The organism is Pseudomonas petrae (genome assembly GCF_021728295.1).
Lineage (GTDB): Bacteria > Pseudomonadota > Gammaproteobacteria > Pseudomonadales > Pseudomonadaceae > Aquipseudomonas > Aquipseudomonas petrae.
On record NZ_JAKJXE010000011.1, the window covers coordinates 83,149 to 104,887 of the forward strand.

Genomic DNA, 21,739 nt, shown 5'->3' on the forward strand with positions numbered 1-21,739 from the left:
GAATTAACAGCGCGCACACCGGCCTCTTCCCGGCTAAAGCCGGTCCCACTAACAGCATCGCGTGCATTCAGTGGGGCCATCCCACTGAAACTGCGCTGGATCAAACCGACTCCACTACCTTCGCACGGCGTATGTCCGGCTGTTTCCAGCCGTCTGCCGCAGCTTCTTCGATGGCTTGCTGGATCGCGCGTTTGCGGTTGTTTTCTGCGCGGCGGCTGAAGAACCAGACCAGGAAGGTCGCAATCGACACCGCCAGCAGAATCAAGCTGGCAATTGCGTTGATCTCAGGCTTCACGCCCAGGCGCACCGCCGAGAACACTTCCATCGGCAGGGTCGTCGAGCCCGGGCCGGAGACGAAGCTCGCCAGTACCAGGTCGTCCAGCGACAGCGCGAAGGACATCATCGCCCCCGCTGCCAGAGATGGCGCGATCATCGGGATAGTGATCAGGAAGAACACCTTCCACGGCCGCGCACCCAGGTCCATTGCCGCTTCTTCGATGGACATGTCCAGCTCACGCAGGCGCGCCGACACCACCACCGCCACATACGCCGAACAGAAAGTCGTGTGAGCGATCCAGATGGTGACGATGCCACGCTCCTCGGGCCAGCCGAGCAACTGCGCCATCGCCACGAACAGCAGCAACAGCGACAGCCCGGTGATCACTTCAGGCATCACCAGTGGCGCGGTGACCAGACCGCCGAAGAACGTCTTGCCCTTGAAGCGGGTGATCCGCGTCAGCACGAAGGCCGCCATGGTGCCCAGCGCCACCGCCGCAATCGAGGTGTACAGCGCGATTTCCAGCGAGCGCATGACCGCGCTCATCAGTTGGGTGTTGTCGAGCAGCCCAACGTACCACTTCACCGACCAGCCACCCCAGACCGTTACCAGTTTGGAGGCGTTGAACGAGTAGATCACCAGAATGACCATGGGCGCGTAAATGAAGATCAGGCCCAGTACCAACATCAGGTTCGAGAATCGGAAGCCTCTCATGCCCTGCCCTCCAGCTCTTTGGCCTGACTGCGGTTGAACAGAATGATGGGCACGATGAGGATCAGCAGCATCACCACCGCCAGCGACGACGCTACCGGCCAGTCACGGTTGTTGAAGAATTCCTGCCACAGCACTTTACCGATCATCAGCGTCTCGGGGCCGCCCAGCAATTCGGGGATGACGAACTCGCCCACCACCGGAATGAACACCAGCATGCAGCCGGCGATGATGCCGTTCTTGGACAGCGGCACGGTGATTTTCCAGAAGCTGTTGAAGGTGCTTGAGCCCAGGTCCGACGCGGCTTCCAGCAGGCTTTGATCGTGCTTCACCAGATTCGCGTACAGCGGCAGGATCATGAACGGCAGATACGAATAGACCACCCCGATGTACACCGCGAGGTTGGTATTGAGTATCTGCAACGGCTCGCTGATCACGCCCAGCCACATCAGGAAAGCATTGAGCAGACCGTTGTTGCTGAGGATGCCCATCCACGCATAAACGCGGATCAGGATCGCGGTCCATGTCGGCATCATGATCAGCAGCAACAGCACCGTCTGCATCTCTTTGCGGGCGATGGAGATGCCATAAGCCATCGGATAGCCGATCAACAGGCACAGCACGGTGCTGATGAACGCCATCTTCAACGAACCCAGATACGCCGAGATGTACAGGTCGTCACTGGTCAGCAGCGCGTAGTTGGCGAAGTTGAGCACGATGTCGAGCTTCTGCTCAACGAAGGTGAATATCTCGGTGTACGGCGGGATCGCTACGTCCGCTTCAGCGAAGCTGATCTTGATAACAATCAGAAACGGCAGCGCAAAAAACAGGAACAGCCACAGGAACGGCACGCCGATAACAGCTTGGCGGCCGGTGGGTTTTATTCGATTGAAAGCCCGTTTTATTTTTCGGATTTTCATGAGCGCAGCACCACGCCGCTGTCGTCTTCCCACCAGACGAAGACTTCGTCGTCCCAGGTCGGACGCGTGCCCTGGCGCTCGGCGTTGGCGACAAACGACTGCACCAGCTTGCCCGACGGCAGCTTCACGTAGAACACCGAGTGACCGCCCAGATAGGCGATGTCGTGGACCTTGCCGCGAGACCAGTTGTGCTCGAACGACGGCTGCTCGGTGGTCACCAGCAGTTTTTCAGGACGCAACGCGTAGGTAATGCGCTTGTCTTCCACCGACGTGGTGACGCCGTGGCCGACATAGATCTTGCGTTCGAGCTCAGGACTGCTGATCAGCGCGTGACCTTCCATGTCTTCGATGACTTCGCCGTCGAACAGGTTGACGTTGCCGATGAACTCGCACACCAGGCGGCTGGTGGGCGTTTCGTAGATATCGATCGGGCTGCCGATCTGCGCGATCCAGCCCAGGTGCATGATCGCGATGCGCTCGGCCATGGTCATGGCTTCTTCCTGGTCGTGGGTCACCATCACGCAGGTCACGCCAACGCGCTCGATGATCTCCACCAGCTCCAGTTGCATCTGCGAACGCAGTTTTTTGTCCAGTGCGCCCATGGGTTCGTCGAGCAGCAGCAACTTCGGCTTCTTCGCCAGCGAACGCGCCAGTGCCACACGCTGGCGTTGTCCGCCCGACAACTGATGGGGCTTGCGCTTGGCGTACTGGGTCATCTGCACCAGCTTGAGCATCTCGGCCACGCGGGCTTCGACTTCGGCCTTGGGCAGCTTGTCCTGCTTGAGGCCAAAGGCAATGTTGTCCGCCACGGTCATGTGCGGGAACAATGCGTAGGACTGGAACATCATGTTGATGGGACGTTCGTACGGCGGCATGTCAGTGATGTCGACGCCGTCGAGGTAAATGCGCCCTTCGGTCGGGCGTTCGAAGCCGGCGAGCATGCGCAGCAGGGTGGATTTCCCCGAGCCGGAGCCGCCAAGCAGGGCGAAGATTTCTCCCTTGTTGATCTGCAGAGACACGTCGTCCACAGCAATCGTCTCATCGAACTTTTTCGTGACCCGATCGATTTTGACCAGCACCTGTTTCGGTTGCTGACCACCCTCAAGGGATTTCTTGTAGGCGCCGGAGGCAACTGCCATGGGTGAAACTCCCAACTGTTTTTGCGCCCGGCCAATGCGGCCGGGCGCCAAGGTCTTTATTTACCGGTTTTGATCTTCGTCCAGCTGCGCGTCATGATGCGCTGGATCTTGGGCGGCAGCTCGGAGTTGACGTACAGGCGCTCCTGTATCTCCTTCGAAGGATAAACCGCCTCGTCGTTGCGAATGTCCTGATCCATCAGCTCGCCCGAAGCCGGGGTCGGGTTGGCGTAACCCACCTGATCACTGACCTTGGCGATCACGTCGGGCTTGAGGATGTAGTTGATGAAGGCGTGAGCGGCCTTCACGTCCGGCGCATCCGAAGGGATCGCGAGCATGTCGAACCACAGGTTGCCGCCCTCTTTCGGAATCGAGTAAGCGATGTTGACGCCTTTGCCGGCTTCTGCGGCACGGGCCTTGGCCTGGAAGACGTCACCGGAGAAACCGGCAGCGATACAGATGTCTCCGTTGGCCAGGTCAGTGATGTATTTGGACGAGTTGAAATAGGTCACGTAAGGGCGGATTTTGAGCAGCTTGGCTTCAGCGGCCTTGTAGTCTTTCTCGTCGGTGCTGTTCGGACTCAGCTTCATGTAATTGAGGACCGCGGGGATCATCTCATCAGCGGAATCCAGGAACGCAACGCCGCATTTTTGCAGCTTCTTGATGTTTTCAGGCTCGAACAGCGTGGCCCACGAATCGATGGTGTCGACGCCCAGGACTTCCTTGATCTTGTCGACGTTGTAGCCGATGCCGTTGGTGCCCCACAGATATGGCACGGCGTACTGGTTCCCCGGGTCGTTCTTTTCCAGGCGCTTGAGCAGTTCGGGGTCGAGGTTGGCGTAGTTGGGCAGTTGCGACTTGTCGAGCTTTTGAAACGCTCCAGCCTTGATCTGCTTGCCCAGGAAGTGATTGGACGGCACGACCACGTCATACCCGGTATGGCCGGCGAGGAGCTTGCCTTCCAGGGTTTCGTTGGAGTCGAAGACGTCGTACTTGGTCTTGATCCCGGTGGTGGACGTGAAGTCCTCCAGCGTCGTGGTGCCGATGTAATCGGACCAGTTATAAATGCGAACGGTGGAATCCGCGTAGGCACCGGCAGCGAGCGTGAGCCCGGCGCCGAGCAGCAAGCCTTTTGAAAATAAAGAAATAGACACGTGTGCAGTCCTTTTTTAGTAGGTGGGCCTGTTGCCCGTACCGATGACAGTAACGACTGCCTGTGACCCATCCGGCGCGCAACTTACCTTCGATAAACCCTTCTCGCAAAAAAACTTTTTGTGAATGCCATCACGAAGCGTGAACGGTAGGAGCGCGCCTGCCCGCGATGACTTGGGCACATACGACATTGATGTCGGCCGAGACACCGTAATCGCGGGCAAGCGCGCTCCTACGGGGTGCGTCGTACAGGACGACGCACCCGGTCAGGCTTATTTACCCGATTTGATGTTGGTCCAGCTGCGCGTCATCAAACGCTGGGTCGCCGCAGGCAAGTCAGCGATGGCGTACAACTTGGCCAGAACGTCCGCCGGCGGGTAAACGCCCGGGTCAGACGTGATGTCCTTGTCGACGAACTCGGTTGCCGCCTTGTTGCCGTTCGGGAAGTGAACGGAGTTGGTGATTTCAGCCATCACTTTCGGTTGCAGGATGAAGTTCATGAACTTGTAGGCGCCTTCGACGTTTTCGGCATCTTTCGGGATGGCGACCATGTCGTAGAAGCTGCCTGCACCTTCTTTCGGAATGTTGTAGCTGACTTTGACCTTGCCGCCCGCTTCTTCAGCACGCGCCTTGGCCTGGTAGACGTCACCCGAGTAACCCACGGCTACGCAGATGTTGCCGTTGGCCAGGTCCGAAATGTACTTGGACGAGTGGAAGTAGGTGATCGAAGGACGAATCTTCTTGAACAGATCCTCGGCCTTCTGGATGTCTTCCTTCTTCTGGCTGTCGGTCGGCAGGCCCAGGTAATGCAACGCCACCGGCAGCATTTCGGTCGGCGAGTCGAGGAAGCTGATACCGCAGCCTTTCAGCTTGGCGGCGTTTTCTGGCTTGAACAGCAGATCCCAAGAATTGACCGGTGCATCTGCGCCCAAGGCGGCTTTGACCTTCTCGGCGTTGAAGCCGATGCCGATCGAGCCCCACATGTACGGGAACGCGTGCTTGTTGTCCGGGTCGCTGATGGACACGGCTTTCAACAAGGCAGGGTCGAGGTTTTTGTAATTTGGCAGCTTGGACTTGTCCAGCTCCTGGTAGACGCCGGCCTTGATCTGCTTGGCCAGGAAGTTGTTCGACGGAACGACGACGTCGTAGCCCGACTTACCGGCCAGCAACTTCGCTTCCAGGGTCTCGTTGCTGTCGAACACGTCGTACACCACTTTGATGCCCGACTCTTTTTCGAAGTCGGCGATGGTGTTCGGAGCGATGTAGTCGGACCAGTTATAAACGTGGAGGACTTTGTCATCGGCGTGTGCAGCAGCGGCCACTGCGCCCATGAGGGACAAGGCCAGGAGGGTTTTGCCAAATTTCTTCATTCGTACGGCTCCAGTGTTTTTATGTAAGCGGCGTCTAGACGGCGGACAGTCTGGCAATTTCCCGGTAAAAATTCAGCCCTGCAATGACTCAAGCGTCAGGTCCAGGCACTTGCGCGCCTTTTCGATCAGCTCGTCGATCTCGGCGAAGGTAATCACCAGCGGCGGCGAGATGATCATGGTGTCGCCCACAGCCCGCATGATCAGGCCATTGTTGAAGCAGAAAGTGCGGCAAATCATGCCTGCGCCTTTGCCGACATAACGCTCCCGAGTGGCCTTGTCTTTCACCAGTTCGATCGCGCCCAGCATGCCGACGCCCCGCACTTCACCCACCAGCGGGTGATCGCTCAGCTCGCGCAGACGCTTTTGCAAATAGGGTGCCGTTTCGGACTTCACCCGTTCGACGATCTTTTCTTCACTCAGAATGCGGATGTTCTCCAGCCCCACTGCCGCCGCCACCGGGTGACCCGAGTAGGTGAAACCGTGGTTGAAGTCGCCGCCCTCGTTCAACACCTTGACCACTTCATCGTGCACGATGACCCCACCCATGGGGATGTAGCCCGAGGTCAGGCCTTTGGCAATGGTCATCAGGTCTGGCTTGAGGCCATAGAAATCGCTGCCGAACCATTCCCCGGTGCGGCCAAAGCCACAGATCACTTCATCGGCCACAAAGAGGATGTCGTACTTGGCGAGGATCTCTTTGATTTTCGGCCAGTAGGTGTCGGGCGGAACGATGACACCGCCGGCGCCCTGAATCGGCTCGGCGATGAACGCGCCGACGTTGTCCACGCCCAGTTCGAGAATTTTCTTCTCCAGCTGTTCGGCCGCCCAGACGCCGAATTCGTCGGGCGTCATGTCGCCGCCTTCACCGAACCAGTACGGCTGCGGAATGTGCACGATGCCCGGAATCGGCAAGTCGCCCTGTTCGTGCATGTAGGTCATGCCGCCCAGGCTGGCACCTGCGACGGTCGAGCCGTGGTAACCGTTGACGCGGCTGATGATGACTTTCTTGCTCGGCTGGCCCTTGATCGCCCAGTAGTGACGCACCAGGCGCAGTACCGTGTCGTTGCCCTCGGAGCCGGACCCGGTGAAGAACACGTGGTTCATGCCCTCGGGGGCGATGTCGGAAATCGCCTTGGCCAGTTTCAATGCCGGCGGGTGAGCGGTCTGGAAGAACAGGTTGTAATAAGGCAGCTCACGCATCTGTTTGCTGGCAGCGTCGGCGAGTTCTTCGCGACCGTACCCGATGGCGACACACCAGAGCCCGGCCATGCCGTCGAGGATCTTGTTGCCTTCGCTGTCCCAAAGATAAACGCCCTTGGCGTTAGTGATAATGCGCGGACCTTTCTCTTTCAGCTGCTTGAAATCGCTGAACGGCGCCAGGTGATGATCACTGCTGAGGGCTTGCCATTCGCGGGTTTGCGGGTTGTTGGAACTCATGAATCACTCCATTGTGGTATCGCGTGTGGGGCGCCGTCATCCGCTCGGGATTCACTCGGATCTGGCGACGCCCCGTGACGTCAGACGGCAAAGAGCAGGAATTCCCGCTCCCACGAACTGATCACACGCTTGAAGTTCTCGTGCTCGGCGCGCTTGACCGCGACGTAGCCGGTGATGAATTTCTTCCCGAGGTACTTTTCGACCGTCTTGCTGTTTTCCATGCGCTCCAGCGCGTCTTCGATGGTCAACGGCAAGCGCAGGTTGCGGCGTTCGTAGCCGCGACCGACCACTGGGGCGCTGGGGTTGAGGCCCTCGACCATGCCGATGAAGCCGCACAACAGGCTGGCGGCGATGGCCAGATACGGGTTGGCATCGGCGCCGGGCAGGCGGTTTTCCACGCGACGGTTCTGCGGGCCGGCATCCGGAACGCGCAGGCCAACGGTGCGGTTTTCTTCGCCCCATTCCACGTTCACCGGCGCGGAAGTGTCCGGCAGGAAGCGGCGGAACGAGTTGACGTTGGGTGCGAACAGCGGCAACAGCTCGGGGATCAGCTTTTGCAGACCGCCGATGTGTTGCAGGAACAGCTGACTCATCGAGCCGTCTTCATTGGAGAAGATGTTCTTGCCGGTCTCGATATCGATGATGCTCTGGTGCAAGTGCATCGCACTGCCAGGCTCACCGGTCATGGGCTTGGCCATGAAGGTCGCGGCCACATCGTGCTTGAGGGCGGCTTCGCGCATGGTGCGCTTGAACACCAGAATCTGATCCGCCAGAGACAGCGCGTCGCCGTGGCGGAAGTTGATTTCCATCTGCGCGGTGCCGTCTTCGTGAATCAGCGTGTCCAGGTCGAGATTTTGCAGTTCGCACCAGTCGTAGACGTCTTCGAACAAGGGGTCGAATTCGTTGGCGGCTTCGATGGAGAACGACTGACGACCGGTTTCCGGACGCCCCGAGCGCCCCACCGGTGGCTGCAGCGGGTAGTCGGGGTCGTCGCTGCGCTTGGTCAGATAGAACTCCATCTCCGGCGCCACAATGGGCTGCCAGCCCTGGTCGGCGTAGAGCTTGAGGACTTTCTTGAGGACGTTGCGCGGGGACAGCTCGATGGGGTTGCCTTGCTTGTCGTAGGTGTCGTGAATCACCTGCGCAGTCGGCTCGATGGCCCAGGGCACCAGAAACACCGCGCTCTGGTCAGGACGGCAGAACATGTCGATGTCTGCAGGGTCCAGCAATCCGTAGTAGATGTCGTCTTCGACGTAATCGCCCGTCACGGTCTGGAGCAGTACGCTTTCCGGCAAGCGCATGCCCTTTTCAGCAATGAACTTGTTGGTCGGTGAAATCTTGCCCCGTGTGATACCGGTGAGGTCGGCGATCATGCATTCGACTTCGGTAATCCTGTGTTCTTTCAACCAATCGGTGAGCTGGTCGAGGTTGGTACTCATAAATACCTCAGGGTTTTAATTCCTGGTCGCCGTCATGGCGGTCAGGCGTTCTTTGAAGCGCTGGCGTTACGGTTGCGTGTTTAGTTCAGGCATCGCCAAAATGCCTGGACGACTCAAAGATAGTCGGGGTTGTGCAAAACGCGCGGCGGCGGAGGCCGCAGAAAACCTGGGCCGGGTAGTCAGCGGAAGCAAAAGACGCGCCCGCTGGAACCGCTGCGCGGATAAAGAGTAAGGTGTCGAGGTGCTGCGCAGAGGCACGCGCAGTGCCCGGCGCGCTGGCTGGGCCGCTACACTGAAAGCGTGTGATGTGAAAAGCAGGTGCCCGAATGGCTGAGTGCAGGCGGTGAGGCCGATCAGCGGAAGGCGAAGCATGAGACCCCCGGTATTATTGCTGTTATGGGTTGCAATCGAGCTTAGCGTTGTTCATTTTTTTCCACAACACGCCCGTAAAAAATAAAACACGCCCTGCTCAAACCCGCAGCTTGCATGACGTTCGGCGCACAACATTTGCCCTAAAGTGCGGCGAAAATGGCTTTTTGGCGCCCTTTTAGGGCAAATCAGGGCTCCCTTGACTTCGTCTGGCCTTTCGGATTGACTGAAACCCGTAATGCTCGATGATTGATATTTTCAACAACAAAGGTGTTGCATCATGTCGGTACCCCCGCGTGCCGTTCAGCTCAACGAAGCGAACGCGTTCCTTAAGGAACATCCTGAGGTTCTATACGTTGACCTTCTGATTGCAGATATGAATGGCGTGGTGCGCGGCAAGCGCATCGAACGCACCAGCCTTCATAAGGTTTACGAAAAAGGCATCAACCTCCCAGCTTCCCTATTCGCACTGGATATCAACGGCTCGACGGTGGAAAGCACCGGCCTGGGTCTGGACATCGGTGACGCTGACCGAATCTGCTATCCAATCCCCGACACTCTCTGCAATGAGCCCTGGCAGAAGCGTCCTACCGCACAACTTCTGATGACCATGCACGAGCTGGAAGGCACGCCCTTCTTCGCGGATCCGCGCGAAGTGCTGCGCCAGGTTGTCAGCAAGTTCGACGAGATGGGCCTGACCATCTGCGCTGCATTCGAGCTTGAGTTCTACCTGATCGATCAGGAAAACGTGAACGGCCGTCCGCAACCCCCGCGCTCGCCGATCTCCGGCAAACGTCCGCACTCGACACAGGTTTACCTGATCGATGACCTGGACGAGTACGTCGACTGCCTCCAGGACATTCTGGAAGGTGCGAAAGAGCAAGGCATTCCGGCCGACGCGATCGTTAAGGAAAGTGCCCCGGCGCAGTTCGAAGTGAACCTGCACCACACTGCCGACGCGCTGAAAGCCTGTGATTACGCGGTGCTGCTCAAGCGTTTGATCAAGAACATCGCCTACGACCATGAGATGGACACCACTTTCATGGCCAAGCCTTATCCAGGCCAGGCGGGTAACGGTCTGCACGTGCACATTTCGATTCTCGATCGCGATGGCAAAAACATCTTCACCAGCGAGGATCCCGAGCAGAACGCCGCATTGCGTCATGCGATCGGCGGTGTGCTCGAGACCCTACCCGCGCAGATGGCGTTCCTTTGCCCGAACGTCAATTCGTATCGCAGGTTTGGTGCTCAGTTCTACGTTCCAAACTCGCCGTGCTGGGGCTTGGATAACCGGACCGTGGCCGTGCGCGTACCTACCGGGACGGCCGATTCGGTGCGTATCGAGCATCGGGTTGCCGGTGCGGATGCCAACCCGTATCTGTTGATGGCAGCGGTGCTGGCAGGCATTCACCACGGCCTGACCAACCAGATCGAGCCCGGTCCGCCCGTGGAAGGCAACTCCTACGAGCAGAACGAGCAGAGCCTGCCGAACAACCTGCGTGATGCACTGCGCGAGCTGGACGACAGCGAAGTCATGGCTAAGTACATCGATCCGAAGTACATCGATATCTTTGTTGCGTGCAAGGAAAGTGAGCTGGAGGAGTTCGAGCACTCCATCTCCGACCTTGAATACAACTGGTATCTGCACACGGTTTGATGCCTGCGTGAGTTAAGAAAACGCCACCTTTTCGAGAGAATCGGTGGCGTTTTTCATTCATGAGCTGCGCGGACACCCTGTGGGACCGGCTTCAGCCGGGAAGGCAATCTCCCGGCTGCCACTGTAGAATGCCCGCGGCCCCGACCGAGAGAGCACTGATGACCCGCCTTGCCACACCCCGCAAACCTCGTGCACGCAGTCAGGCGCGGATCGACTCGATCCTCGATGCCGCACGCGCGCTGCTGGCCTCGGACGGCGTGGCGAGCCTTTCCATCTACAGCGTCGCCGAGCGCGCCGAGATACCGCCCTCTTCGGTGTATCACTTCTTCGCCAGCGTTCCGGCGCTGCTCGAAGCGCTGACGGCCGATGTCCACGAGGCGTTTCGCGAAAGCCTGCAGCAGCCCATCGATCATGATCAGTTGAACCAGTGGCGTGACCTGTCCCATGTGGTGGAATCGCGCATGCTCGCGATCTACAGCGACGACGCTGCCGCGCGGCAGTTGATCCTCGCCCAGCACGGTTTGACTGAAGTCACCCAGGCGGATCGTCAGCACGACATTGAACTGGGCAACCTCATGCACGCGCTGTTCGCCCGGCATTTTCAACTGCCGACGCTGCCCGATGATGTTGAGGTGTTTGCCCTGGCGCTGGAATTGGCCGATCGGGTGTATGCGCGCTCGGTGCAACTGCACAACGCGATTACCCCGCGCATGGCCGAGGAAGGATTGCGGGTGTTTGATGCGTATCTGGGGTTGTACTTGCCGCCGTTTTTGCCGAAGCGATCACAACATCTGCCCTGCTAAACGACGCAGACGCTGAGCATTCACCGGATCCGTAGGAGCCGGCTTGCTGGCGAATGCGTTTCAACAGTCAGCACTGATGTACCTGACACACCGTGTTCGCCAGCAAGCCGGCTCCTACAGATTCGAGGTCAACGCAGACCTGGGGTTTGGATCGAGATCCATTGTAGGAGCGCGCTTGCCCGCGATTGCGGTGGGTCAATTAAATAATCCGTGACTGACACTCCACATTCGCGGGCAAGCGCGCTCCTACACGCAGGGACGTCGCTTGCTATACAGCATCGATCACAACTTGGCGATCGACACCTCGGTGGATTTCACGAACGCGATCACTTCGCTGCCGACGACCAGTTCCAGCTCTTTGACGGAGCGGGTGGTGATAACGGAGGTAACGACACCCGACGCGGTCTGCACGTCGATTTCGGACAATACGTCGCCGAAGACGATTTCCTTGATGGTGCCTTTGAACTGGTTACGCACGTTGATGGCTTTGATAGTCATGGTAAGGCTTCCTTTGTGAGATCAGTTCCGGGGGCAAGATTGCCTCTGGAGTTAGTTGGCCCAACGCAGTTGCGTGGGCAGCGGTGAAGTCGGTTCGGGTTCGGGCGGGGTGCCTGGCAACGACAACACGCGGTTGAGCACTTCGGTTTCCAGCGCGGCCAGTCGGTAAGAGCCGCGCGCCCTCGGACGGGCCAGATCAACCTGCAGATCAAGACCAATGCGGCCCTCTTCGATCAGCAAGACCCGGTCGGCAATGGCGACGGCCTCGCTGACGTCGTGGGTCACCAGCAATACGGTGAAGCCGTGCTTCTTCCACAGGTTTTCGATCAGCTGCTGCATCTCGATTCGGGTCAGGGCATCCAGCGCGCCAAGGGGCTCGTCGAGCAACAACAAGCGCGGCTGGTGAATCAGCGCACGCGCCAGCGCCAGGCGTAGTTTCTGACCACCCGATAACGCCGCCGGCCATTCATTGGCGCGCTCGGCCAAACCCACTGCTTCCAGCGCTTCCAGCGCTTTGCCACGCCAGTCGCCGCCGAGGCCAAGGCCGACGTTGTCGATGATCTTTTTCCAGGGCAGCAAACGTGCTTCCTGGAACATCAGTCGCGTGTCTTCCCGCGCATCCGCCAACGAGCCGTTACCGGCCAGCAGTTGGCCACTCGACGGTTGATCGAGTCCTGCCAGCAGGCGCAGCAAGGTGCTCTTGCCGCAGCCGCTTCGGCCCACGACAGCGACGAACTGGCCGGCCGGGATGTGCAGATCGATGTCTTTCAGTACTTCCCGCGAGCCGAACGTCTTTTTCAGCTTGCGGACCTGCAAGGGAATCCCGCGCAACAGGTTTGCCGGTTGTTGGAGATTGCTCATTGCGCGCCACCTTTAGCCACTTGATACGCCGGGTGCCACCGCAGGCAGACCCGTTCCAGACCACGCGCCGCGAGGTCTGCCAATTTGCCGAGTACGGCGTAGAGCACGATCGCCAGTACCACGACGTCGGTCTGCAGAAACTCCCGGGCGTTCATCGCCAGATAACCGATGCCCGAGCTGGCCGAGATGGTTTCCGCGACGATCAGGGTCAGCCACATGAAGCCCAGCGCGAACCGCACGCCGACCAGAATCGATGGCATCGCGCCCGGCAGAATCACATGGCGGAACAGTCCGAAGCCGCTCAAACCGTAGCTGCGGGACATTTCCACCAGCGCCGGGTCGATGTTGCGAATGCCGTGGTACGTGTTCAGGTAAATCGGGAAGAGCGTGCCCAGCGCGACCAGAAATATCTTGGCGGTCTCGTCGATGCCGAACCACAGAATGACCAGCGGGATCAGCGCCAGATGCGGCACGTTACGGATCATCTGCACGGAGCTGTCGAGCAGCCGTTCGCCCCATTTCGACAGCCCGGTGATGAAGCCCAATGCCAAGCCGATCCCGCCGCCGATGGCGAAGCCGATGCCGGCACGCCAGCCACTGATTGCCAGATGGGTCCAGATTTCACCGCTGCGTACCAGCGTGACGCCGGCCTCAATCACAGCGCTCGGCGCCGGCAGAATGCGGGTCGACAGCCAGCCCGCGCTGACCGCCAGCTGCCATATCGCCAACAACAAGACCGGTAGCAACCAGGGCGCCAGTCTGTGGGTGATTCTTTCGACGCTCATGGAGTTGTCTCCTTCCAATTGCCGGGCTTACTGCGCTTTCGCGACAGCAGCGGGTGGCGTCCAGATCACATCAGCGATGCGCAACGGTTTAGGGATCAGCTTGAGCTGGTAGAAGGTGTCGGCGATTTTCTGTTGTGCCGCGACGGTCTCAGGCGTGATGAACAAAGCACCGTAGCCCTGACGCTTCACCGACGTGCGGGTGATGTCTTCCGGCAGGCCGAGCAGCGGCGCGACCTGTTTGGTCACCTCTTCCGGGTTGGCCTTGGACCATTCGCCGACGGCGCGCACTTCTTCAACCAGGGTCTGAATCACCTTGGGATGCTGCTGCGCATAGGGTTTGGTCGCCAGGTAGAACTGGTTGTTGTCGACGATGCCTTTGCCGTCGCGCAGGGTCTTGGCCTGAAGTTGCTGCTCGGCGGCAGCCTGGTAAGGATCCCAGATCACCCAGGCATCGACGCTGCCGCGCTCGAAGGCTGCACGCGCATCGGCGGGCGGCAGGAAAACGGTCTGGATATCGGTGTACTTCAAGCCGGCTTCTTCCAGCGCGCGCACCAGCAGGTAATGCACGTTGGAGCCTTTGTTGAGGACGACTTTCTTGCCTTTGAGGTCTTTGACCGAAGTGATCGGCGAATCCTTGGGCACCAGAATCGCTTCGCTGGTGGGCGCTGGCGGCTCGGAGGCGACGTACAGCAGGTCAGCGCCGGCGGCCTGGGCAAACACGGGCGGGGTTTCGCCAGTCACACCAAAGTCGATCGAGCCCACGTTCAGGCCTTCGAGCAACTGCGGGCCACCGGGAAACTCAGTCCATTGGACCTGCACACCTTGATCGGCGAGTTTTTTCTCGAGCGAGCCTTTGGCCTTGAGCAACACCAGCGTGCCGTATTTCTGGTAACCGATGCGCAAGGTATCGGCCTGGGCCTGAGTAAGGACGCCGAAGGAAACCGCCGCAGCAAACAGAGCGACCAGGCCTCGACGCAAAATAACGGTGCGCATGGCACGCTCCTTTGCTGTGTAGCTAACAGGTGGCACCTGCTCGTCCGATGGCGGACCAGTAAGGCGGGAAGGGATTCATTGCCGGCGATCTTGCCAGGACGGAAAGACCATAGCAGGGGATGGTTATTCTCTAAAATCATATTTATTCATTTGGTTAGCACCAAAATGAATATAAGAATTGCCGTGGTCCGACACCCCTACCCTGTAAGAGCGCGCTTGCCCGCGAAGACGTTAGATAGGCCACGATCAGGCTGATCGGCCCACCGCAATCTCCAGACGCCGGGTGGTGTAGCGCAAAGAGCGTGTTCGCCAGCAAGCCGGCGTCTACAGAATGCGAATCGACGATCACTGAAGCCTGCAAAAAAAAAGGGCCGATAAATCGGCCCGAATGTCGTGGTTGAAACCGGTGTATCAGCGATTCGGCTGTGGCGTCAGGCGCAGGTACGGCGTAACGGCTGTATAGCCTTTGGGGAAGCGCTCCTTGATCTCTGCTTCGTCCTTGATCGACGGCACGATCACGACGTCTTCGCCGTCCTTCCAGTTTGCCGGCGTGGCGACTTTGTAGTTGTCGGTCAGCTGCAGCGAGTCGATCACCCGCAGGATTTCGTGGAAGTTGCGCCCGGTGCTGGCCGGGTAGGTAATGGTCAGGCGGACCTTCTTGTTCGGGTCTATCACGAACAGCGAACGCACCGTCAGCGTTTCGCTGGCATTGGGGTGAATCAAATCGTAAAGCTGGGAGACCTTGCGGTCTTCGTCCGCCAAAATCGGGAAATTCACGACGGTGTTCTGCGTGGAGTTGATGTCGCCGATCCACTTTGTGTGAGATTCGGCCGAGTCTACGGACAAGGCAATCGCCTTGACATTGCGCTTGTCGAATTCGTCTTTGAGTTTTGCGGTGAAGCCCAGCTCGGTGGTGCAGACGGGCGTGAAGTCGGCGGGGTGCGAAAACAGTACCGCCCATTTCCCATCCAGCCACTCGTGAAACTTGATAGGTCCTTCGCTGGAGTCCTGTTCGAAGTCAGGTGCGATGTCGCCGAGTTTAAGGCCCATACGTTCGTATTCCTTCGGTGATGAGTTATTGATCAACTGTGCATCCCAGCATCTGAAAACAAAAGGATCGATTGGTGCTGGATGACTTTGTTTCAGGCATAAAAAAGCCCCGCCGAAGCGGGGCTCTTTTCAACACATCACGCTTATTTGAAGGCGTAGGTGTAGTTGAGGACCACACGAGTCTGGTCAGTGTCTTGCTGAGTAGCATACAGATCGGAATCGGAACGCAGGCTGGCGCGACGTACTGTAACGCCGAAGCCTTTCATGAAGCCGTCCTGGAACACGTAGTCGACACGCATGTCACGTTCCCACTCCGAACCACGACCCAGCGCTGCGTTCTGCAGACGAATCTGGTCGCCATACAGGTAAGCAATGGCAGCTTTCAGACCAGGAACGCCGAGGCGTGCGAAGTCATACGAGTACTGACCGAACTTGGTCTGCTCACCTGTGCGGGTGAAGTTGGTGATCATGCTGTCGGTGAACAGATAAACGCTGTTACCGCCTTCACCTTCGTTACGACCGTTAGCAGCGTTGTTGCGGGTGACGTTGCCGTTGCTGATGATCGGCATGGCGCCGTCGTCGCTCACAGACTGGTAACCCAACAGGAATGCGTTGCCGCCCAGGGTGTAGGTGAACATCGCAGTCCAGGTGTTGTTATCAACTTCGCCCTGGCCGTCTTTGCTGTAGCCGTTGGCGAAGCGGTAACCGTTGTTGACTTGCTGATGAGCATTTGCACCGTCGGAGGTGCTGTGGAAGTAACGCAGGTCGGTCTTGAACGACTGGTCTTCCGCGATCGGCAGAATGTGGACCAGACCCAGGAAGTGCTGCTTATAGTAGTCTTCCAGGTTTGCGTAGTAGTACTGAACGGTCAGGTCTTTGGTGACTTTGTAGTCGCCGCCAGCGAACTGGAAGTTGTTCGAACCTTTGTAACCACCGGCCAGGGACATGTCAGCGTAGTTGCTGGACGCACGACCGGCAGCCTGGGTCAGCTTACCGGCGGTCAGTGTCAGGCCGTCGATTTCCTTGGAAGTGACGATGCCACCCTCGAAGGTTTGCGGCAGCAGACGACCATCGTTCGATACCAGGATCGGCAGGTTAGGCTGCAGCGCGTTACCGACTTTCAGCTCGGTCTTCGACAGTTTGACCTTGGCGTTTGCACCGGCACGCGCCCAGTCAGCGACCGGCGTACCGTCGGAAGTAGTCGGGGAAACGGTGTTCGCCGTGGTGCCGTTAGCAGCACGGTTGTCGATACCGCCGCCCAGGTTGATGCCCCACATGCCTTGAACGTCGAGACCGAAGCCAACGGTACCCGGGGTGTAGCCCGAGATGAAGTTGAACAGGAAACCCTGGGTGGTCTGACGCTGATCCTGCGCTTTACCGGTGGCTGGGTTTTCGCGAGGATCTTGTTCGAAATAAAGAGTACGGGAACTGAGTGTCGCTTTGCTGTCATCCAGGAAACCGGCTGCACCAGCCTGAGTAGCCAAGACACCTGCGTATACGGCCAAGGCCAGGGTGGACTTCTTCATTGTGTATCGCTCCTCATGAATCTAATTTTTGTAGTTCCCGGGCCAGAGCCTAAGGCTCAAAACCGAGGATGCGCGATTAGCGCCGGACCTGACTCGGCGAGTCAATGGCCCCAAGACTAATTGACTAGACCGCGTTACAGCTGGCTGCAAGGTAGGGTAAATCCCTTAAACCTAAAAAGACTTGTTAGACCTGCTTTTATGCCAAGCAGTTATATGTCACAAGCCGTTTCAGCCGTCCGTTGCGGAGTGTATCGGCCCTAATCCCTAATTCCCAAAACATATTTCAATGCCGCTCGTCAGATCGATATGTTTAGCGGTGTCGTGCGACCGGAACTTGACCGGCAAGTCACGGTCATCCTGCGAAACTGGGTGAGAATTGCCTTTCTAACCACCTGAAATACATCATGTTTCTTTACTGGTAGTCGCAAATATTGCAGTTGTCACCCTGCTCCCCGTCTGTTTTGTGACGAAGCCAGCGAAAACCTCATCGGCGAGAACGCCATGTCAAAATTCGTCCCTGCACCGTCTAACCATCCAGATCGGTCCTCGAGAAACGCCCCATCCCTGCGGATACATCGTTGAACGGGCGTCGCGATCGTATTTACAAATTGTGACGATTCGATGAACCGTCTATGAGATCAGTGCTTTTGTTCTGGAAATGCGACGCTATCAAGCCCGCGCGTATGGAAATTAACGCTAAGCAAATTCCAAAAGGTTATTTATTTCGACGTTCTTAGATCATTTACGCTCTCCGGCATTCGAAGGCGGTGTGCCTTTCTACGGAGCGTCACCATGAAATTGCTCAAACCCCTATGCGTCCTGGCCGCCTTGTCGCTCGCCGGCTCCACGCTCTTCGCCCAGGCCGCAGACTTTACGGTCGCCTACCAGACCACCGTGGATCCGGCGAAGGTCGCTCAGGCCGATGGCGACTATGAAAAGGCGACGGGCTCGAAGATTTCATGGCGTAAATTCGATAACGGCGCGGACGTGATCACGGCGATCGCGTCGGGTGACGTCCAGATCGGCTATCTCGGCTCCAGCCCTCTCACCGCGGCGGCAACGCGCAAAGTACCGGTGGAAACTTTCCTGATTGCCACCCAGATCGGCGCTGCCGAGGCGCTGGTTGCGCGTAATGGCTCCGGTATCAACGGCCCACAGGATCTGATCGGCAAGAAGATCGCCGTGCCGTTCGTTTCGACCGGCCACTACAGCCTGCTCGCCGCCCTGAAGTACTGGAAGATCGACCCGGCGAAAGTGACCATTCTCAATCTCGCCCCACCGGCGATTGCGGCGGCGTGGAAGCGCGGTGACATCGACGCCACCTACGTATGGGACCCAGCGCTCGGCGTCGCCAAGGAGACAGGCAAAGTGCTGATCACTTCGGGCGAGCTGGCAAAAGTCGGCGCGCCGACCTTTGATGCGTGGATCGTGCGCAAGGACTTCGCCGACAAACATCCTGAGGTTGTCAAAGCCTTCGCCAAAACCACCCTCGACGCCTACGCCGCCTACCGCAAGGATCCTGCGGCCTGGCTGGCCGATGCCGGCAACGTCGACAAGCTGGTGAAACTGTCCGGCGCCAAACCTGGTGACATCCCCGGCCTGTTGCAGGGCAACGTTTACCCGCTGGCGGCTGATCAGGTGACAGAACTGGGCGCGCCGACCACCGAGGCCATCACCAAGACCGCAGCGTTCCTCAAGGAACAAGGCAAGGTCGACGCCGTGCTGGCCGATTACACCCCCTACGTGAGCGCCAAGTTCGTCACCCAGTAATCCGGCCGAAGCCCGGACATGAGGGCGATACCGCCACGCATCCCACGGCCTGTTCGCCTTTTACACATGCCCACGGCGCGCCAAAATCTGTAGGAGCCGGCTTGCTGGCGAAGGCGCCAGGTCAGTCCCCTCGTAGCGATTGAGAGGTCGGGTTCGCCAGCAAGCCGGCTCCTACAAAATGAATTTAACGACGCACCAAAGAATGCGAGAAATCACTCAACGCGCCGTTATCCACTCACCGCTCATGCACATCTATAAAGCGGGGTACATGCCATGGCCTTGTTACAGCTGGAGCGCATCAGCGCACAGTATCCCGGTGCGGCCGAGCCGGTGCTGTCGGATATTTCCCTGACCCTCGGTCCGCAGCAACTGCTGGTTGCCCTGGGCCCATCCGGCAGTGGCAAGACGTCGTTGCTCAACCTGATTGCCGGGTTCGTCGCGCCAAGCGCAGGCCGCATTACCCTTGATGGCGTGCCAGTGAGCGGGCCCAGCGCCGAACGCGGCGTGGTGTTTCAGGATGACGCTCTGCTGCCTTGGCAGGATGTGCTGGCCAACGTCGCATTCGGGCTGGAGCTGGCGGGCGTTCCCCGTGAAAAGCGCGAGGCAAAGGCGCGCGACATGCTGGCGCTGGTCGATCTCGCCGGCTTCGAGAAGCGGCGTATCTGGGAATTGTCCGGCGGGCAGAAACAACGTGTGGGCCTCGCCCGCGCATTGGCGGCCGATCCACGCGTGCTGCTGATGGACGAGCCATTCGGCGCGCTGGACGCCTTCACCCGCGAACAGATGCAAGAGCTGCTGCTGCAGGTCTGGCAACGCAGCGCCAAGCCGGTCTTCCTTATCACCCACGACATTGAAGAAGCGGTGTTCCTGTCGACCGATCTGATTCTGCTTGCGCCCAACCCCGGTCACATCGTCGAGCACCTGAAGCTCGACTTCGGTCAGCGCTACAGCGCGGGTGAATCGGCTCGTGCCATCAAGTCCGACCCTCGCTTCATCGAAACCCGCGAGCACGTGTTGGCGCGGGTATTTTCCCAACGGCAAGGCGTTCGGGAGCAACGGGCATGAGTCTTTATCAATCGCCGGAACCATTGCTCACTCGCGTGCCGGTGAAAACCGCGCGCCTTCAGCCTTCTTCTTTCTATGTGAGCACGCGCGCAATCAGCGTGCTGACCCTCGCCGTTTTGCTGGGCGGTTGGTGGGTGGTCACCGCCCTTGAATGGGTAGAACCGCTGTTTCTGCCGCCGCCTTCCGCTGTGCTGGAAAAAGCCTGGTTGTTGATGACCAAGGGATACATGGACTCCACGCTCTGGCAGCACTTGGGGGCGAGTTTGCAACGCATCGGTCTGGCGCTGTTCTTCGCCGTGCTGACGGCCATTCCCGTCGGCATCGCCATTGGTCATAACCGAATCGCGCGAGGGATTTTCGACCCGCTGATCGAGTTCTACCGCCCAGTGCCGCCGCTGGCCTACCTGCCATTGATTGTGATCTGGTGCGGCATTGGCGAATTCTCCAAGGTCCTGCTGATTTATCTGGCGATCTTCGCGCCGATCGCCATCGCCACCGCAACCGGTGTGCGCACGGTCGACAGCGCAAAACTGCGCGCGGCTCAGTCTTTGGGCGCCAGCCGCTGGCAGCTCATCCGCCACGTCATCCTGCCCAGCGCCCTGCCCGACATTCTCACTGGCGTGCGCATCGGCCTCGGCGTGGGTTGGTCGACGCTGGTGGCCGCCGAGTTGATCGCCGCCACCAGTGGCCTGGGTTTCATGGTCCAGTCCGCCGCGCAATTTCTGGTAACCGACGTGGTGGTGTTGGGAATTCTGGTCATCGCCCTGATCGCCTTCGCGCTGGAAATGGGCCTGCGCGCGCTGCAACGCAAGCTCGTGCCCTGGCACGGCCAGAACCACTGAATTAGAGACCTTATTACTGACTACGCCGACACCTCGGCGCCGAACACACGAGACCACCATGAGCATCGACATCCACCCGCTCAGCCCGGCATTGGGCGCACAGATCAGCAGCGTTGACCTGAGCCGCGACCTGAACGGCGAACAACGCGACGTCATTGAACGGGCGCTGCTTGATCATCAGGTGCTGTTCTTTCGCGATCAGCCGATCACGCCGCAGCAACAAGCGCGATTCGCCGCCAACTTTGGTGACCTGCACATTCATCCGATCTACCCCAACGTGCCAGAACAGCCTGAAGTGCTGATTCTCGATACCGCGGTCACCGACGTGCGCGACAACGCCATCTGGCACACGGATGTCACCTTTCTGCCGACGCCTGCGCTGGGGGCGGTGCTCAGCGCCAAGCAGGTGCCGGCTTACGGTGGCGACACGTTGTGGGCGAGCGGAATTGCTTCGTTCGAAGCGCTCTCCCGGCCGATGCAGACGTTGCTCGACGGCTTGACCGCAACCCATGACTTCACCCGGTCATTCCCGCTGGAGCGTTTTGGCAGCACGGCGGAAGACCTCGCCCGCTGGGAGGAGACTCGCCGCAAAAATCCGCCGCTGTCGCACCCGGTCATTCGCACGCACCCGGTCAGCGGTCGCAAGGCGCTGTTCGTCAACGACGGTTTCACCACCCGGATCAATGAACTGGAAGCGGCAGAGAGTGAGGCAGTCCTGAAATTGCTGTTCGCCCATGGCACGCGGCCGGAGTTCACCTTGCGCTGGCGCTGGCAGGCGAACGACGTGGCGATGTGGGACAACCGCGTGACACAGCATTACGCGGTCGACGATTACCGCCCGCAGCGCCGCGTGATGCATCGCGCGACGATCCTGGGTGATGCGCCGTTTTGATAAGAGGCCGGCAGGCGCGCTGATGCTTTTAGTGGGACCGGCTTCAGCCGGGAAGAGGCCGCTAGGTGCGCTATAGACTTGCAGCGTACCGACTGACGCCTTCCCGGCTAAAGCCGGTCCCACAATTTAGGGTTCAGCGAGCCCACTGCATGCACGCGATGCTTTTAGTGGGACCGGCTTCAGCCG

The 21,739-nt window shown here is 59.0% G+C and carries 18 protein-coding genes and 1 pseudogene; 6 read left to right on the forward strand and 13 right to left on the reverse strand.

Annotation, left to right across the window (positions count from 1 at the left end):
• Positions 1-100: 100 nt before the first annotated feature.
• The 7 genes from L4G42_RS19185 to L4G42_RS19215 all read right to left on the reverse strand — a co-directional run bounded on the left by L4G42_RS19185 (position 101) and on the right by L4G42_RS19215 (position 8,442).
• Positions 101-991 carry an ABC transporter permease subunit gene (locus L4G42_RS19185; protein WP_237253289.1) on the reverse strand — a complete coding sequence of 297 codons (891 nt, stop codon included), beginning with the start codon at positions 989-991 and terminating at the stop codon, positions 101-103.
• Positions 988-1,908, reverse strand: a complete 921-nt coding sequence (locus tag L4G42_RS19190; RefSeq protein ID WP_237253290.1) for an ABC transporter permease subunit — start codon at positions 1,906-1,908, stop codon at positions 988-990. The genes L4G42_RS19185 and L4G42_RS19190 overlap by 4 nt, the downstream gene beginning before the upstream one ends.
• Positions 1,905-3,047 (reverse strand): polyamine ABC transporter ATP-binding protein, encoded by a 1,143-nt coding sequence (gene potA / locus L4G42_RS19195; protein WP_074889771.1) that lies wholly within the window; start codon positions 3,045-3,047, stop codon positions 1,905-1,907. The genes L4G42_RS19190 and potA overlap by 4 nt, the downstream gene beginning before the upstream one ends.
• Positions 3,048-3,103: 56 nt before the next feature.
• Positions 3,104-4,198 (reverse strand): polyamine ABC transporter substrate-binding protein, encoded by a 1,095-nt coding sequence (locus L4G42_RS19200; protein WP_237253291.1) that lies wholly within the window; start codon positions 4,196-4,198, stop codon positions 3,104-3,106.
• Positions 4,199-4,468: 270 nt separating this feature from the next.
• Positions 4,469-5,566, reverse strand: a complete 1,098-nt coding sequence (locus L4G42_RS19205) for a polyamine ABC transporter substrate-binding protein (RefSeq protein ID WP_237253292.1) — start codon at positions 5,564-5,566, stop codon at positions 4,469-4,471.
• Between the two features lie 72 nt (positions 5,567-5,638).
• Positions 5,639-7,003 (reverse strand): aspartate aminotransferase family protein, encoded by a 1,365-nt coding sequence (locus L4G42_RS19210; protein ID WP_237253293.1) that lies wholly within the window; start codon positions 7,001-7,003, stop codon positions 5,639-5,641.
• Positions 7,004-7,083: 80 nt separating this feature from the next.
• Positions 7,084-8,442 carry a glutamine synthetase family protein gene (locus tag L4G42_RS19215; protein ID WP_237253294.1) on the reverse strand — a complete coding sequence of 453 codons (1,359 nt, stop codon included), beginning with the start codon at positions 8,440-8,442 and terminating at the stop codon, positions 7,084-7,086.
• A 649-nt stretch (positions 8,443-9,091) separates the two neighbouring features.
• On the opposite strand from L4G42_RS19215, the gene L4G42_RS19220 reads away from it, so the two are divergent.
• Both L4G42_RS19220 and L4G42_RS19225 read left to right on the forward strand, forming a co-directional pair.
• Entirely contained in the window at positions 9,092-10,468 is a 1,377-nt protein-coding gene (locus L4G42_RS19220) for a glutamine synthetase family protein (protein WP_237253295.1), read from the forward strand.
• A gap of 158 nt (positions 10,469-10,626) precedes the next feature.
• Positions 10,627-11,271, forward strand: a complete 645-nt coding sequence (locus L4G42_RS19225; protein ID WP_237253296.1) for a TetR/AcrR family transcriptional regulator — start codon at positions 10,627-10,629, stop codon at positions 11,269-11,271.
• Between the two features lie 282 nt (positions 11,272-11,553).
• On the opposite strand, the gene L4G42_RS19230 is transcribed toward L4G42_RS19225, so the two are convergent.
• The 6 genes from L4G42_RS19230 to L4G42_RS19255 all read right to left on the reverse strand — a co-directional run bounded on the left by L4G42_RS19230 (position 11,554) and on the right by L4G42_RS19255 (position 16,984).
• Positions 11,554-11,769 carry a TOBE domain-containing protein gene (locus tag L4G42_RS19230; RefSeq protein ID WP_133773552.1) on the reverse strand — a complete coding sequence of 72 codons (216 nt, stop codon included), beginning with the start codon at positions 11,767-11,769 and terminating at the stop codon, positions 11,554-11,556.
• Between the two features lie 51 nt (positions 11,770-11,820).
• Positions 11,821-12,630 (reverse strand): aliphatic sulfonates ABC transporter ATP-binding protein, encoded by an 810-nt coding sequence (ssuB, locus tag L4G42_RS19235; RefSeq protein ID WP_237259204.1) that lies wholly within the window; start codon positions 12,628-12,630, stop codon positions 11,821-11,823.
• Positions 12,627-13,415 carry an aliphatic sulfonate ABC transporter permease SsuC gene (ssuC, locus tag L4G42_RS19240; RefSeq protein WP_122533999.1) on the reverse strand — a complete coding sequence of 263 codons (789 nt, stop codon included), beginning with the start codon at positions 13,413-13,415 and terminating at the stop codon, positions 12,627-12,629. The genes ssuB and ssuC overlap by 4 nt, the downstream gene beginning before the upstream one ends.
• Before the next feature lie 27 nt (positions 13,416-13,442).
• Positions 13,443-14,408, reverse strand: a complete 966-nt coding sequence (locus L4G42_RS19245) for a sulfonate ABC transporter substrate-binding protein (RefSeq protein ID WP_237253298.1) — start codon at positions 14,406-14,408, stop codon at positions 13,443-13,445.
• Between the two features lie 411 nt (positions 14,409-14,819).
• A complete protein-coding gene (locus L4G42_RS19250; RefSeq protein ID WP_237253299.1) occupies positions 14,820-15,458 on the reverse strand; it encodes a peroxiredoxin in 639 nt (212 codons plus the stop codon).
• 143 nt (positions 15,459-15,601) lie between these two features.
• Positions 15,602-16,984 (reverse strand): OprD family porin, encoded by a 1,383-nt coding sequence (locus tag L4G42_RS19255; protein WP_237253300.1) that lies wholly within the window; start codon positions 16,982-16,984, stop codon positions 15,602-15,604.
• 792 nt (positions 16,985-17,776) lie between these two features.
• Here L4G42_RS19255 and tauA point away from each other — a divergent pair.
• The 4 genes and pseudogenes from tauA (at position 17,777) to tauD (ending at position 21,553) form a co-directional block, all read left to right on the forward strand.
• On the forward strand, positions 17,777-18,754 hold the full coding sequence (gene tauA / locus L4G42_RS19260; protein WP_237253301.1) for a taurine ABC transporter substrate-binding protein: 978 nt from the start codon (positions 17,777-17,779) through the stop codon (positions 18,752-18,754).
• A 273-nt stretch (positions 18,755-19,027) separates the two neighbouring features.
• Positions 19,028-19,819: a taurine ABC transporter ATP-binding subunit gene (gene tauB / locus L4G42_RS19265; RefSeq protein WP_237253302.1), complete on the forward strand. Its 792-nt coding sequence runs from the start codon at positions 19,028-19,030 to the stop codon at positions 19,817-19,819.
• Positions 19,820-19,896: 77 nt separating this feature from the next.
• Positions 19,897-20,661 (forward strand): annotated as a pseudogene (gene tauC / locus L4G42_RS19270) (taurine ABC transporter permease TauC); the annotation flags it as partial.
• 58 nt (positions 20,662-20,719) lie between these two features.
• Complete coding sequence (gene tauD / locus L4G42_RS19275) at positions 20,720-21,553, forward strand: taurine dioxygenase (protein ID WP_237253304.1); 834 nt, start codon at positions 20,720-20,722, stop codon at positions 21,551-21,553.
• The last annotated feature ends 186 nt before the right edge of the window (positions 21,554-21,739 follow it).

Bases quoted from the DNA above. Each gene is read 5' to 3' on its own strand.
- L4G42_RS19245 (WP_237253298.1), bottom strand. From the start codon at position 14,408: ATGCGCACCGTTATTTTGCGTCGAGGCCTGGTCGCTCTGTTTGCTGCG.
- ssuB (WP_237259204.1), bottom strand. From the start codon at position 12,630: ATGAGCAATCTCCAACAACCGGCAAACCTGTTGCGCGGGATTCCCTTG.
- L4G42_RS19225 (WP_237253296.1), top strand. From the start codon at position 10,627: ATGACCCGCCTTGCCACACCCCGCAAACCTCGTGCACGCAGTCAGGCG.
- ssuC (WP_122533999.1), bottom strand. From the start codon at position 13,415: ATGAGCGTCGAAAGAATCACCCACAGACTGGCGCCCTGGTTGCTACCG.
- tauD (WP_237253304.1), top strand. From the start codon at position 20,720: ATGAGCATCGACATCCACCCGCTCAGCCCGGCATTGGGCGCACAGATC.
- L4G42_RS19255 (WP_237253300.1), bottom strand. From the start codon at position 16,984: ATGAAGAAGTCCACCCTGGCCTTGGCCGTATACGCAGGTGTCTTGGCT.
- tauB (WP_237253302.1), top strand. From the start codon at position 19,028: ATGGCCTTGTTACAGCTGGAGCGCATCAGCGCACAGTATCCCGGTGCG.
- L4G42_RS19210 (WP_237253293.1), bottom strand. From the start codon at position 7,003: ATGAGTTCCAACAACCCGCAAACCCGCGAATGGCAAGCCCTCAGCAGT.
- L4G42_RS19185 (WP_237253289.1), bottom strand. From the start codon at position 991: ATGAGAGGCTTCCGATTCTCGAACCTGATGTTGGTACTGGGCCTGATC.
- L4G42_RS19215 (WP_237253294.1), bottom strand. From the start codon at position 8,442: ATGAGTACCAACCTCGACCAGCTCACCGATTGGTTGAAAGAACACAGG.
- L4G42_RS19205 (WP_237253292.1), bottom strand. From the start codon at position 5,566: ATGAAGAAATTTGGCAAAACCCTCCTGGCCTTGTCCCTCATGGGCGCA.
- L4G42_RS19250 (WP_237253299.1), bottom strand. From the start codon at position 15,458: ATGGGCCTTAAACTCGGCGACATCGCACCTGACTTCGAACAGGACTCC.
- potA (WP_074889771.1), bottom strand. From the start codon at position 3,047: ATGGCAGTTGCCTCCGGCGCCTACAAGAAATCCCTTGAGGGTGGTCAG.
- L4G42_RS19220 (WP_237253295.1), top strand. From the start codon at position 9,092: ATGTCGGTACCCCCGCGTGCCGTTCAGCTCAACGAAGCGAACGCGTTC.
- L4G42_RS19230 (WP_133773552.1), bottom strand. From the start codon at position 11,769: ATGACTATCAAAGCCATCAACGTGCGTAACCAGTTCAAAGGCACCATC.
- L4G42_RS19190 (WP_237253290.1), bottom strand. From the start codon at position 1,908: ATGAAAATCCGAAAAATAAAACGGGCTTTCAATCGAATAAAACCCACC.
- tauA (WP_237253301.1), top strand. From the start codon at position 17,777: ATGAAATTGCTCAAACCCCTATGCGTCCTGGCCGCCTTGTCGCTCGCC.